Annotated in this window: 13 protein-coding genes; 5 read left to right on the top strand and 8 right to left on the bottom strand. The window is 39.4% G+C overall.

Annotated elements, in window-relative coordinates; translation table 11 throughout:
• Window positions 1-68 precede the first annotated feature (68 nt).
• Both GR160_RS16205 and GR160_RS16200 read left to right on the top strand, forming a co-directional pair.
• On the top strand, window positions 69-710 hold the full coding sequence (locus tag GR160_RS16205; RefSeq protein WP_160750941.1) for a hypothetical protein: 642 nt from the start codon (window positions 69-71) through the stop codon (window positions 708-710).
• Window positions 711-1054: 344 nt separating this feature from the next.
• Window positions 1055-1462 carry a hypothetical protein gene (locus GR160_RS16200; protein WP_160750940.1) on the top strand — a complete coding sequence of 136 codons (408 nt, stop codon included), beginning with the start codon at window positions 1055-1057 and terminating at the stop codon, window positions 1460-1462.
• An 8-nt stretch (window positions 1463-1470) separates the two neighbouring features.
• Here the strand turns inward: GR160_RS16200 and GR160_RS16195 are convergent, their stop codons facing one another.
• From GR160_RS16195 to GR160_RS16160, 8 genes are all read right to left on the bottom strand, one after another.
• Window positions 1471-2067, bottom strand: a complete 597-nt coding sequence (locus GR160_RS16195) for a hypothetical protein (protein ID WP_160750939.1) — start codon at window positions 2065-2067, stop codon at window positions 1471-1473.
• 429 nt (window positions 2068-2496) lie between these two features.
• Window positions 2497-2781, bottom strand: coding sequence for a F0F1 ATP synthase subunit epsilon (locus tag GR160_RS16190; protein ID WP_160750938.1), 285 nt, complete (start codon window positions 2779-2781; stop codon window positions 2497-2499).
• 69 nt (window positions 2782-2850) lie between these two features.
• Entirely contained in the window at window positions 2851-4362 is a 1512-nt protein-coding gene (gene atpD, locus GR160_RS16185; RefSeq protein ID WP_160750937.1) for a F0F1 ATP synthase subunit beta, read from the bottom strand.
• Window positions 4363-4606: 244 nt separating this feature from the next.
• Entirely contained in the window at window positions 4607-5740 is a 1134-nt protein-coding gene (locus GR160_RS16180; protein ID WP_160750936.1) for a DUF6236 family protein, read from the bottom strand.
• 9 nt (window positions 5741-5749) lie between these two features.
• The gene (locus GR160_RS19600) at window positions 5750-6082 is read right to left on the bottom strand and encodes a zinc-dependent peptidase (RefSeq protein WP_370519230.1); all 333 of its coding nucleotides are present in this window, start codon (window positions 6080-6082) and stop codon (window positions 5750-5752) included.
• A gap of 60 nt (window positions 6083-6142) precedes the next feature.
• Entirely contained in the window at window positions 6143-7990 is a 1848-nt protein-coding gene (glmS, locus tag GR160_RS16170; protein WP_160750935.1) for a glutamine--fructose-6-phosphate transaminase (isomerizing), read from the bottom strand.
• Between the two features lie 12 nt (window positions 7991-8002).
• Window positions 8003-9673 (bottom strand): DUF4270 domain-containing protein, encoded by a 1671-nt coding sequence (locus tag GR160_RS16165; RefSeq protein WP_160750934.1) that lies wholly within the window; start codon window positions 9671-9673, stop codon window positions 8003-8005.
• 19 nt (window positions 9674-9692) lie between these two features.
• Window positions 9693-10499 (bottom strand): glycogen/starch synthase, encoded by an 807-nt coding sequence (locus tag GR160_RS16160; protein WP_160750933.1) that lies wholly within the window; start codon window positions 10497-10499, stop codon window positions 9693-9695.
• A gap of 105 nt (window positions 10500-10604) precedes the next feature.
• Here GR160_RS16160 and panC point away from each other — a divergent pair, with 105 nt between their 5' ends.
• The 3 genes from panC to GR160_RS16145 are packed head-to-tail and all read left to right on the top strand — an operon-like array spanning window position 10605 to window position 12781.
• A complete protein-coding gene (panC, locus tag GR160_RS16155; protein WP_160750932.1) occupies window positions 10605-11450 on the top strand; it encodes a pantoate--beta-alanine ligase in 846 nt (281 codons plus the stop codon).
• 13 nt (window positions 11451-11463) lie between these two features.
• Window positions 11464-11814: an aspartate 1-decarboxylase gene (panD, locus tag GR160_RS16150; protein WP_160750931.1), complete on the top strand. Its 351-nt coding sequence runs from the start codon at window positions 11464-11466 to the stop codon at window positions 11812-11814.
• Window positions 11815-11818: 4 nt separating this feature from the next.
• The gene (locus GR160_RS16145) at window positions 11819-12781 is read left to right on the top strand and encodes a lysylphosphatidylglycerol synthase transmembrane domain-containing protein (RefSeq protein ID WP_160750930.1); all 963 of its coding nucleotides are present in this window, start codon (window positions 11819-11821) and stop codon (window positions 12779-12781) included.
• The last annotated feature ends 9 nt before the right edge of the window (window positions 12782-12790 follow it).

The raw sequence follows: 12790 nt of genomic DNA, 5'->3' as shown, positions 1-12790 counted from the left end.
GAAAAAATGTAAACTGCCCTCAATTAAGCTAAAAATCTTACTTTTAGCATCAGCAAAAAATACCAACAATGCGAATTTTAAAAACTATTGCCACAGTAATGCTTATTGGCCTGGCTGCTTGTCAAAAGACTGAAAAGACTACCGAAAACAATGAAGGTGCCCTGCCTGTTGTTGCCACTGAAAAAACTGTAGACGAAACCGAAAAGACTGCCATTGAAACATTAGTTAAAGATATGTACGCCTGGAACAGAAACAGGTCTCATACAAACGAATTTCAGTCGGTAGTAAAAGATACGTTAGTAACTGGCTACAATATGGGTAGTCATAAGCTTTATCTTAAAGAACTGCGCGATTCGGGCTTTTTTGCAGAGGAGTTCATCGCCAACATGGACAAAATTGTACAGGAGCAAAACAAGCTTTTGGGCAGCGGGAAAATGGAATGGTATGAGGGAGACCTGAGCCCCTTTAGCGGCGACTTCGACCCATGGTGTGGTTGCCAGGATGAGCCGGCCGAAGATGCCTTTAACAAAATTACACTACACTTTGAAAGCCTTAATAATACAACAGCTAAATTTTACTGGAATTGGGAAGGTTTTGGCGATGACTGGGCTGCCGAACATTACAACATGCGCACCGTAAAAGAAAACGGCAAATGGAAAATTGCCTACATGGAGGGCTGGGATTATGCCGCAAATTTAGGGGTGGAGTAAATGAAAAACTGGTATTATCATCTCATTATTTGCACCGCAATTTGTTTTTTTTACCTATACCTATGGGGTGGTTTCTATTTTTACACAGGCAAACCGGGATGGCATGGTTTTGAAATGTTTTATATGACACTCTTTACAGCACCGTTCTTTATTATGTATCATTTAATTTCCATAGGTTATTCTTTAAAACACCAAGACAGGAGTGTTTTGAGCATAAACTTAATTTGCCTTGGCCTGTGCCTTGTGAATATTATTGCGGTTTTTTCATAAATACAGATTCTTTGCTTATATAGAATCATGGTAAGGTATTTGCTATGTTTACTTGATCGCTAAAACATCTTACCATGGTTAAAAATTTTACATTATTATTTGTTACTCTCTTTACTACAGCCCTAACAGCACAGGTAACATTATCCCTTCAAAATAAAACAGGTGAGGATTTACATAATGTAAAGCTTTGGAACAGAGAGATTGGAACTATTGAAAAAGGTTCTGTAAAAGTGATTACATTTGAAAGCATCAGCGCAGATAACGGACAACCTTATTTTAGTATTTCCTTGTTTTACAAGCACTACCCTCTTACAAACCTCAGTTCCCTACCGCGATGCGGCAACTCTTCAAAAACAATAATATCTCAGGGAGATTATATCCTTGATATTAAAGTACTCTTAAATGAACAGGGACGCTACACGCTTATTACAAGAGAATATCAAAACCTTAAATCCCAAGTTATTCCTGACAACAATAAATGATCTTTACATTACCTTAGCCCTCTCTTATTCATCTTAACAGGAGGCAAACCAAAACTTTCCACCTCTACCCATGGGGTTAGCCATATTTTATTCTGCGGGTCGGTCACATCCAGCAATTCTATTTTAAGGCGTGTGGCAATATACAATGCCATATTGTAAGCCTTCTTGTTTTCTGCGTTGTTGTAAATGGTAAAATGCCTGTTTTGCCCGTACCATATATTTACGTTATATATGTGCGCATCGTATTTGCCCGGAACTATTATGGGCTGCCGGAACACCGATACATATTCTATATCGGGCAGTTGTTTCCATCGCCCCACTTTTATACTACCTACACGAAACTGTTTTTTGTAGCAACGCTCCACAAGATCAAAGCATACAGCAGTTACTACCGAGAACCTAATGCCAATAACAAACATAAAAAAAGCAAAATTAAAGCAGCTCACAAACGCTTTAAATCCCTGCCTTCCCGGATAGTGATACACTCCATACACCATTAACCCTAAAAAGAAACACATTAGCACATAGGCCACTACTGCCACTATGCGCTGCCAAACAGGACGCTCTTTTTCACTAATAATAATATCGTTTGTAGTATTTACCATGAATGCATCGTTATACAATTGTAACGCAAGGGTTTATAAATAATTGTTTATTATATGAAGTAGTTATGTCGCAAGACACACAAAGGACACAAAGAGATTCGCAAAGCATCACACGACAGATTTAAAACATAAAATATTATTATTCAGTCTGCACTCAACCGATTAACCGACACGAATTACACAGATGTACACAAATTAATTTGTGAGAATTTGTGAGATTAGTGTGAGAGACATTTTTAGAAGCTGAAAGCTAAATGCACTAAAGTGCATAGTCTGAACTATTTTTGAGACTAATCAATTAGCTTAATTTTTTCTTTGTGAATTTTTGTGTGTCCTTTGCGAAACTTTGTGTAATAATTTCTATGCACATAAAAAAAAGTCCCAACACCTAAAAATAGATATTGGGACTTTAAAAGTATAGATGAATTACTAATCAACCAAGATGATTATCTTATTATCGTTAAGTTCAAGCGTACCCGATTTTATAGGCAGCAAAAACTTTTGGTCTTTGTCTGATTTTGTAAAACGCTCGCTAAACACAGCCGTTTTAAAATCAGGAACTGCAATTTTTACAGTACCTTCAGCCAGTATAGACACTATATTGGCGTGGTGGTTAAGCATCTGGAACTCGCCATCTGTACCCGGCACTGTAACCGATGTTACATTGCCTTTAAACAGGTGGCCTTCCGGCGAAACTATTTCTAATGATAGCATATCTTTAGGTTTATGGTTTAGAGTTTATGGTCTGTAGTTTAACTACAAACCATAAACAACAAACTGTTCTTATACTTCGGCAAGCATTTTTTGTCCGGCCTCGATCACGTCTTCAATAGTACCTTTAAGGTTAAAGGCAGCTTCAGGAAGATGGTCAAGTTCACCGTCAATAATCATGTTAAAGCCTTTTATAGTATCTTTAATATCTACAAGAACACCCGGTATACCTGTAAACTGCTCTGCCACGTGGAACGGCTGAGAAAGGAAACGCTGCACACGGCGCGCACGGCTCACAGCAAGTTTATCTTCCTCGCTAAGCTCTTCCATACCAAGGATAGCAATAATGTCCTGTAGCTGTTTGTATTTTTGAAGTATTTCTTTAACCCTTTGCGCACAGTTGTAGTGCTCGTCGCCAAGAATTAGCGGAGTAAGAATCCTTGAAGTAGAGTCAAGAGGATCTACCGCAGGATAAATACCAAGCTCAGCAATTTTACGGCTCAATACTGTAGTAGCATCAAGGTGGGCAAAAGTTGTAGCAGGTGCAGGGTCAGTCAAGTCATCCGCAGGTACATAAACAGCCTGTACAGATGTAATTGAGCCTCTTTTTGTAGAAGTAATACGCTCCTGCATAGCACCCATCTCTGTTGCAAGTGTAGGCTGGTAACCTACCGCCGATGGCATACGGCCAAGTAGTGCCGATACCTCAGAACCTGCCTGAGTAAAACGGAAGATGTTGTCTACGAAGAAAAGAACGTCTTTTCCTTGTGCTTCACCAGCTCCGTCACGGAAATATTCTGCAATTGTAAGACCCGAAAGGGCAACACGTGCACGTGCTCCGGGTGGCTCGTTCATCTGTCCGAACACAAACGTAGCTTTACTTTGGCGCATTCCGGTTTTGTCTACCTTAGTAAGGTCCCATCCTCCGTTTTCCATAGAGTGCATAAAGTCGTCGCCATATTTAATAATGCCCGACTCAAGCATCTCGCGAAGAAGGTCGTTACCCTCACGGGTACGCTCGCCCACACCGGCAAATACCGAAAGACCACCGTGGCCTTTTGCAATGTTATTAATAAGCTCCTGGATAAGTACTGTTTTACCAACACCGGCACCACCAAAAAGACCAATTTTACCACCTTTTGCATAAGGCTCAATAAGGTCGATTACTTTGATACCTGTAAAAAGTACTTCGGTAGAAGTAGAAAGGTCTTCAAATTTAGGAGCCTGGCGGTGAATTGGTAAACCGTTTACGCCTTCTTTAGGAAGGTCGCCAAGTCCGTCTATAGCGTCGCCTACTACATTAAACAAACGTCCGTAGATATCGCTGCCCACCGGCATTTGTATCGGTGCGCCTGTACCAACCGCCTCCTGACCGCGGCTAAGCCCGTCAGTAGAGTCCATAGATATAGTACGCACGGTGTTTTCACCTATGTGCGATTGTACTTCAAGCACCAGTTTGGTACCGTCGTTTTTAATGATCTCTAATGAGTCATAAATTTTCGGAAGCTCGCCGTTTTGGGTGTCAAACACCACGTCTACAACCGGCCCGATAATCTGTGCAACTTTTCCTATTACTTTAGACATTGCTTATGTATTTATTAAACAGCTATTTATAGATTGCGAGAAAACTCTTTTTTCTCGGGTGCAAAGATAGTTTTTTAAATGTGTATTATGCAATAGGCATATTGCGTTTTTTTCAATAAAAAAAGGGAATAAAACAAATTTGGTTAGGGAATGTGAATAGAGGGCGGTGTGTTTTGTGGATTGTAGGGTAATGGGTTTTCAAGTATTCATGTTTATAGATATCATTTTCTATATCCTGATGCTATTATAGTTTTCGCACTCCCTTTATTGTATCGTTGATCTTATCAAAAATATCTCCTCCTGAAAGTTCTGATTTTAGATTTAAGAGATATGATTTTGGATTTTCTTTAAGTTCAAGTTTCTCTTTTTTTACAGTGCTTGCCGCTGATACTAAACCGAATATAATCCCTCCTGTCGTAACAATTGGCTTAGCCCAATCCGGAACATACTCTGAAGAAGAAGCTAACGTAGTAGGAAGTGAAATACTTAAAAACTTATTTACTGTTTCAATTTTATGAGCATTGTAAAGTTTTTCTAAATTTTTAGTTTCCTTTAGGATTAATTTAGAGTGGAAATTTATTGCGTCTTTCAGAGCACTTTCATTGTTAATTTCAATTATAGAGTCTGACACATTTGATATCTCATGAAAAAACGAAGTTCTTTCATCTTCATATTTTTTACGTATATCAAGTATTTTATCAAGCGGAACATCATTAATACTTTTAGGCACAATAGTCTCGATTAGAAGATTACCTAATTTGTATTCAAACTGTTTATTATAATCCGAGTTAACCGAGGCTTCAAAACAAAGCGAAGCAGAAAAAGATTGCTCGACATCAGTTACAATAGGTAATGATTTGTTTTTAGAAATACTTTTCGCAAAGTAAGTCATATAAAGTAAACCAATTTCATTATCTATTTTTACCCAGTCTTCCCATCTGTTTTGACCAGGAATAGCAATGCCGACATCAAACAGATATTCTTTAAGAGCAGGATCCATTTTTTGAACATGTATGTATGTCCCAGAAGCTTGAACCATTTCAGAAAAAAAATGTTTTCTATTTCGATAATCTTCATCATAACCTCTATTGAATCGTCTACTAAAGTATCTATCGTTAAAAAAAAGATCGGAATCAACAACCGATCTAAGATACACTCCAAAATCTTGAAATGCTAGAGAGGTGTCCCAAGACTCAGGTTTGTAATCTTTTATAAATCCTGATTCATATTTAATTTTGATTATATCTTCACTATCAGATGGTTCGACAGATTGAGGAACTATTCTTGATATATTGTCCCAAAATAAAAGAGCGTGTTTTATCCAATTTTTATTTGTTAAATTGATATGCGGGTAATAAAGCGCGTGTCCGAAACTCATAATTTTTATTTAAATAAATTCTACTAATAAAAAATATTCAAGCACTTGAATTTCAGTAAATATAATAAAATTTTGACACAAATATAAACCACTAAAATTTCTTTCAACAACTATACTAAACCTTCCCACCCTAAAACACATCTCCATCATTTTAAAAAGCTCCGGATGTTTACTCTCCAACAAATCAAGGCGTTGGCATTCAAAGCAATATTCAGCAACAACGGCAAAAAACTCGGCTTGGCTGGTACCTCCATATTTCCTAATGTCTGATTTATCGGTAAAGATAATTTCTATGTTAAACCATCGGTTAAAATCATTTTTTAAGGATATCGTATTGAACAAACAAAAAAGCAGCTAAGAAAAACTCTTAACTGCTTCATTATATAAATTATATATCGCTGATTACTCCACCGTAACCGACTTAGCCAGGTTTCTAGGCTGGTCTACATTACAGTTGCGCATAACCGCAATGTGGTAGCTCAATAGCTGTAGTGGTATGGTAGCCAATAACGGAGATAATGCATCGCTCGTTTCCGGAATTTCAATAATGTGGTCGGCAAGGGCTTTTACCTGGGTATCGCCTTTAGTAACCACAGCTATAATTTTACCGCTACGGGCTTTTATTTCCTGTATGTTGCTCACAATTTTGTCATAATGCTCCTGCTTAGGCGCAATAATAACCACTGGCATTTTTTCGTCTATCAATGCAATAGGCCCGTGCTTCATTTCGGCAGCCGGATAGCCCTCTGCATGTATGTATGATATTTCTTTAAGCTTCAACGCACCCTCTAATGCCACAGGATAGTTATACCCCCTGCCAAGGTAAAGACAGTTTGGCGCATCTTTGTAAATAGCTGCTATTGCCTGCACATTGTCGTTAGATTTCAATGCTTCGGCAACCAGATCCGGAACAAGTTCCAGTTCCTGCAGGTATGTAAAATAATCTTTCCTTGCCATGGTGCCTTTAGCTCTTGCTATACGCAATGCCATTAAGGTAAGGAGAGTAATCTGGGTAGTAAATGCCTTTGTAGACGCCACACCAATTTCCGGCCCGGCATGCGTATAAGCCCCACTGTGCGTTTCACGCGATATAGACGAACCCACCACGTTACATACTCCAAAAACAAATGCTCCCTGTTCTTTGGCAAGTTTAATCGCAGCAAGCGTATCGGCTGTTTCACCACTTTGAGATATGGCTATGACCACATCGTCATGACGGATAACCGGGTTTCGGTACCTAAACTCAGAGGCATACTCCACCTCTACCGGAATACGGGTAAACTCTTCAAAAATGTACTCGGCTACAAGCCCGGCATGCCACGATGTACCACAGGCAATAATAATAATACGGTTGGCATTCAAAAACTTTTGCAGGTTATCTTCTACGCCACTTACTTTTACAATACCCTCTTCAACACGAAGCCTTCCCCTAAACGTATCCTTAATAGCGTTTGGCTGTTCGTAGATTTCTTTTAGCATAAAGTGGTCAAAACCACCCTTTTCTATTTGCTCAAGACTCATTTGCAGTTCCTGAATGTAAGGGTCTACAAGAGAGTCGTCTTTGATTTTGCGTATTGTAATATCTTTATTAAGGCCAATAATTGCCATTTCTTCGTCTTCAAGATATACGGCATTTGGTGTATATTCTATAAACGGCGATGCATCGCTCGAAATAAAGAACTCTCCCTCGCCCACACCAATTGCCAACGGGCTACCCAAACGGGCAGCTACTATTTCGTCGGGGTTTTGTTTGTCAAAAACCACAATGGCATAAGCACCTACTACCTGGTTAAGCGCAATTTGTACTGCCTTGCCCAGTTTTATGTTTTCCTGCTTTTTTATCTCTTCGATAAGGTTAACAAGCACCTCAGTATCGGTATCACTTTTAAAAGTATAGCCCCTTTTTATAAGCTCTTTTTTAAGCGGATCGTAATTTTCTATAATACCGTTATGCACTATTACAAGGTTGCCCGAATTGCTGAAATGCGGATGCGAGTTTACGTCGTTAGGCACACCGTGTGTAGCCCAGCGCGTGTGGCCCATGCCTATAGTTCCGGTAGTTGTTATTTCGTTTACGGCCTTGGCTTCAAGGTCGCTTACTTTTCCTTTGGTTTTGCTTAATTTAAGTCCTGTTTCGTCATACAGCACCACACCGGCACTGTCATAACCCCTGTATTCAAGCCTTTTAAGACCCTTTATAATTACAGGGTAAGCCTCTCTGTGGCCTATGTAACCTACTATTCCGCACATACTCTCTCTTAATTAATCAGGTTTTGTGTAAAAAATTTCAAGCCTTACACGCTTGTCATAGTTAGGATCGGTTGCAGGAATATTACTACCATACAACACTGTTCCGAAAGGATGCATTACAGACGACACCGGAATTGTGCTTACTGTAAGATCTGTAGGTACAGGAGGAACACCTGTATTCCATATCTCTGTCCATGGCACCTTTACAGCGGCATGGGTTACCGTAGCAATATCTTCTATAACTGTAAGTCCCAGTTTTATGTTTGTACTGTCTTTATTTACAAGATTATTAATATGGTCTGTAATCCTTATCCTGTAGCGGCCACCACCGTTGGTAATGGTATCTATTAATCCGCCGTGCACATATTTATTATATTTTGGATAACTGCTAATGGTAGTCCCGTCAGTATAATAATCATATACAGGTCTTTTATTGTTAACATCATACAGGTATATCCTTGGCGGAGCAAGTGGCTTCTTGCCGTTTGCTCCCACTTTACCCATACCGTTATTGGTATTTTCGTCTATATAAAAAACAAGATTAGCCTCGTTTATAAGCACCCTGTTGCCCGTAGCATCATTATGCATTAAAGGAGCCAATGTAGCCATATCTATATCTAAAAACGCAGTAGACCCTGCACCGCCTTTTAAATATATCCTGTTGTCTCCCTCTATATTATTAGATGCATTTATAGCTGCTAAGAAATCTCCCGAATAATCGTTCTCAAAAAGATTAATGCTGTTACCGGTAAGGTTAAGCGTTAATGTCCTCTTGGTAGAAGTAGTATCGGTAGCCGTAAGCCTGTCGGTATATTTAATAGTTATGACGCCGCTGGCAAAGTTTGGTGCAGCATATGCCGACTGACTATCATCAATAGGTGTTGACTTAAAATAAAGCCCCCTGAAATATTCTTTAAAAACCGAGTTATTAAGCAGCCTTCCTGAGCCTACAGCCAAAAGATCGGCAAAAGCTTCATTTTTTAAATAAAAGAACATTCCCGGTGCAAGGGTCTCAACAACCGCAGCATCCTGTGGTTCACCATCATCATCTGTATAAGTAGCCCTTCTTTTTACTACATTAGATGTATAGGCAAAATCCTCATGATCGTTTTTAAGAACATTTGCCCCCGCATACTGCTCTATTAATTCTTTATGGTCAGAATAATATTTTTGTGTTTCAGTACCGCCTGTACCTGCATCGGTATCCCTTAAATAAAAACCGTTCTTTTTTATTTCGAGCCTAAATTTAGATGTCGCATCGCTGTAAACAGAGTCTACTCTATATACAGCATCTACAGCGTCACCGTTTGCATCTGTTGTGGCAGCAGTAGTTATTGTGCTGCGGTAAGGCACATAGATCCAAACAGAATCTATTACCGGGTTATACAGCGCCTGATTAATACTGCTGGTAGCCAACTGCACCTGGCTTACAAAATGAGCCGTTGTCCTTCCAAACACAGGGTTGTTATAAACCCCAAGTGTGTTCATGGGTAAACTGTTGGTCTGCACTACACCTGTTGGCCTGTCATAAACCTTTACTTCGGCAGTGTATTTTATTATATTGTTGTGCAGGTCGCCGTCTACAACACTCGAGCCAAGCTCATTAAAATCGTTATCGCAGGAGGCTATAAAAACAGCAGTTAAAACAAGACAAATGCTCTTTATGAGTGAAACTGAATTCATACAATTTTTTTAAGGTTTACTATAAAACCTGATTTCTATAGAAATTAGTATATGCCGATGCAAAATTATCTTTAGGCACATATGGCAGGAACGGCTTGCCCGAAGCTTCAATAAAGCTAACAAGGTCTTGCGAAAGCCCTTCAGATGCTATAATAACCGCATCGCTGTGGGCAATAGAGGCTTTCATAACATTACTATAATCCGGCACGGCAAGCATTTCCACATCTTTTTCGGGCACTTCATCAAACAATACTTTTTTAAGCATGTCGTTATCAAGTGTTCCGTCAAAAGACTGGCTGTAAACAGAAGTTACAATTTTGGTATCGGCAAAAAGGGCTTCGTCTTTGTAGTAATGTTTCATATACACAGGCAGCATACCGGCAAGCCAGCCATGCACGTGTATAATATCGGGCACCCAGTTGAGTTTTTTAACGGTTTCTACCACCCCTTTTGCAAAAAAGATAGCTCTTTCGTCGTTGTCTGGATATAATACCCCGTCTTCGTCGCTAAAAGTTGCCTTGCGTTTAAAATATTCGTCGTTGTCAATAAAGTACACCTGAATGCGCTCTTTAGGTATAGAAGCCACTTTAATAATAAGCGGCATATCCATGTCGTTTACCACAAGATTCATACCCGAGAGGCGAATTACCTCGTGCAATTGGTGCCTTCTTTCGTTGATGTTGCCATAGCGCGGCATAAATATCCTGATTTGCCCTCCCTGATCGTTAATCATCTTAGGCACGTCATAAGACATTAAAGACACTTCATTTTCAGCCAAATAGGGCACAACTTCAGATGATACGTACAATATCCTCTTATCCTCCATCTTTAATACTTAAATTTTATTTGGTTGTAAAAACATGCAAAATTAAACATTTTTGGTCAGTTTATAACTATATATTAAATTTGCCCGTATATTAATACTGCGCAAATGCTCATATTCAATAAAAAAGCCCTCCTGCAAAACCATCTTGAGGCCCTTAAAACAGCCCAAAGCACTATAGGTTTTGTACCCACAATGGGGGCACTGCACGAGGGGCACCTTTCGCTCATGCAGCGTTCTTTAAACGAAAATACCATTACAGTTATCAGTATTTTTGTAAACCCAACACAGTTTAACAACCCCGAAGACCTGCAAAAATATCCGCGCACCCTTGAGGCTGATGCCGGCAAGATAAAAACCCTGAGCGACAGCATTATAATTTTCGCCCCGGAGGTAGATGAAATGTATGACGGCAACACCATATCGCAACATTATAATTTTGACGGACTCGAAAACCAGATGGAAGGTGCACACCGCCCCGGCCATTTTGACGGTGTGGGCACTATAGTAAAAAAGCTGTTCGATATTGTAAAGCCAAATAATGCCTATTTTGGCGAAAAAGATTTTCAGCAACTGCAAATAGTTAAAAAGCTTGTAGAAAAAAACAATCTCCCTATAAATATTGTGGGTTGCCCCATTAGCCGCGAAGCAAGCGGGCTTGCTATGAGCTCGCGCAATGCCCGCCTTAGTGATACCGAAAAACAGGAGGCAGCATTTATTTATAAAACATTACAGGAAGCCAAAAGTAAATTTTCGACAAGCTCTATACCGCAGCTAAAACAATTTGTGGAAGATGCCTTTGCCTCCCACCCTGAGTTTACCACCGATTATTTTGAAATAGCCCCGGAAGAAAGCCTTGTGCCTGCCAGCATAAAAGAAAACACAAAATACAGGGCGTTTATTGCAGTTTTTTTAGGCAACGTTAGGTTAATAGACAATATTTCATTAAATTGATTACCTTTGCCGCATGCAAATTCAAGTTGTAAAATCCAAGATTCATCGTGTTACGGTGACTGGAGCCGATTTAAACTATATAGGCAGCATTACTATAGATGAAGCGCTGATGGAAGCTGCCAATATGATTGAAGGAGAAAAAGTTTCTATTGTAAACATAAACAACGGTGAACGTTTAGAAACTTATATAATAAAAGGGAACAGGAACAGTGGCGATATTACATTAAACGGCCCTGCAGCACGCAAAGTGCAGCGTGGAGATATAATTATCATTATATCTTATGGCATTCTTGATTTTGAAGAAGCTAAAACATTTAAACCTGCCATTGTTTTTCCTAACGAAAAAGATAATTCGCTAACATAGAGCCTTGAAAAATAAAATAACCCGTATATTGAGTATAGCACTCCCACTTTTGTTGGGAGTTTTTTTAATTATATATGCCTACAACCAGTTTAGCGAAAAAGAACTGAGCGAAATACAGCGCAGTTTTAAAACCGCTGACTACCTATATGTAGGTGTTGCACTTTTTGTAGGGTTTACGGGATATGTAGCAAGGGCATACCGCTGGAAATATACTTTGGAACACATGGGGTACACAGCCCCTTTTGCAGTAAAATTTTCGGCAGTGTGCATAACATATTTAATGAATATTACCATACCGCGCAGTGGCGAAGTAAGCCGTGCGCTGGTTTTAAAACGCTATGCCGATGTACCTTTCGACAAAGGTTTTGGCACCATAATATCCGAAAGGGTTATCGATCTTTTTTTGCTTATTTTTTGCCTGGGACTTACCATTTCATTGCAGTTTAGTGCATTAAAAGACTATCTTTCGGAAAATGTCCCATATGAAAAGCTCCTTTTTTATGGTGTTATAGCCCTTATATTGTTTACTGCATCGGTACTGTTTTATATGTATTCGCGCATGGCGTGGCTGCAAAAACTTAAAATAAAGATATCAGGCCTTGTAGAAGGCGTACTTAGCGTATTTAAAATGCGTAACAAATGGCCTTTTCTAATACTGTCGGTTTACATTTGGGTTACCTATGTGGTGATGTTTTACATTACAGTATTTGCCCTGCCCGAAACTGCCGGGCTCAGCTTTAATGTCGTAATGCTTGCATTTGTAGTAGGCAGTATTGCCATAACATTCAGTAACGGAGGCTTTGGGGTTTTCCCTTTTGCAGTGGCAAAACTTTTAGAAAATTACGGAATTACTTATGCCGCAGGTACCGCTTTCGGGTGGATAATGTGGGCATCGCAAACCGGACTTGTGATTATTTTGGGAGGCCTTTCTTTTTTAATGCTTCCGCTGCTATTTCGTAAGAAATAATCACTATCT

It is taken from the genome of Flavobacterium sp. Sd200 (genome assembly GCF_009826935.1).
Lineage (GTDB): Bacteria > Bacteroidota > Bacteroidia > Flavobacteriales > Flavobacteriaceae > Flavobacterium.
Note: the sequence above shows the minus strand (reverse complement) of the source record. Positions and strands in the feature narration are given on the sequence as shown.

Coding starts and splice junctions, on each gene's coding strand:
- atpD (WP_160750937.1), bottom strand. CDS start 4,362: ATGTCTAAAGTAATAGGAAAAGTTGCACAGATTATCGGGCCGGTTGTA.
- GR160_RS16190 (WP_160750938.1), bottom strand. CDS start 2,781: ATGCTATCATTAGAAATAGTTTCGCCGGAAGGCCACCTGTTTAAAGGC.
- glmS (WP_160750935.1), bottom strand. CDS start 7,990: ATGTGCGGAATAGTAGGTTACATAGGCCACAGAGAGGCTTACCCTGTA.
- GR160_RS16180 (WP_160750936.1), bottom strand. CDS start 5,740: ATGAGTTTCGGACACGCGCTTTATTACCCGCATATCAATTTAACAAAT.
- GR160_RS16160 (WP_160750933.1), bottom strand. CDS start 10,499: ATGGAGGATAAGAGGATATTGTACGTATCATCTGAAGTTGTGCCCTAT.
- panD (WP_160750931.1), top strand. CDS start 11,464: ATGCAAATTCAAGTTGTAAAATCCAAGATTCATCGTGTTACGGTGACT.
- panC (WP_160750932.1), top strand. CDS start 10,605: ATGCTCATATTCAATAAAAAAGCCCTCCTGCAAAACCATCTTGAGGCC.
- GR160_RS16205 (WP_160750941.1), top strand. CDS start 69: ATGCGAATTTTAAAAACTATTGCCACAGTAATGCTTATTGGCCTGGCT.
- GR160_RS16165 (WP_160750934.1), bottom strand. CDS start 9,673: ATGAATTCAGTTTCACTCATAAAGAGCATTTGTCTTGTTTTAACTGCT.
- GR160_RS16200 (WP_160750940.1), top strand. CDS start 1,055: ATGGTTAAAAATTTTACATTATTATTTGTTACTCTCTTTACTACAGCC.
- GR160_RS16195 (WP_160750939.1), bottom strand. CDS start 2,067: ATGGTAAATACTACAAACGATATTATTATTAGTGAAAAAGAGCGTCCT.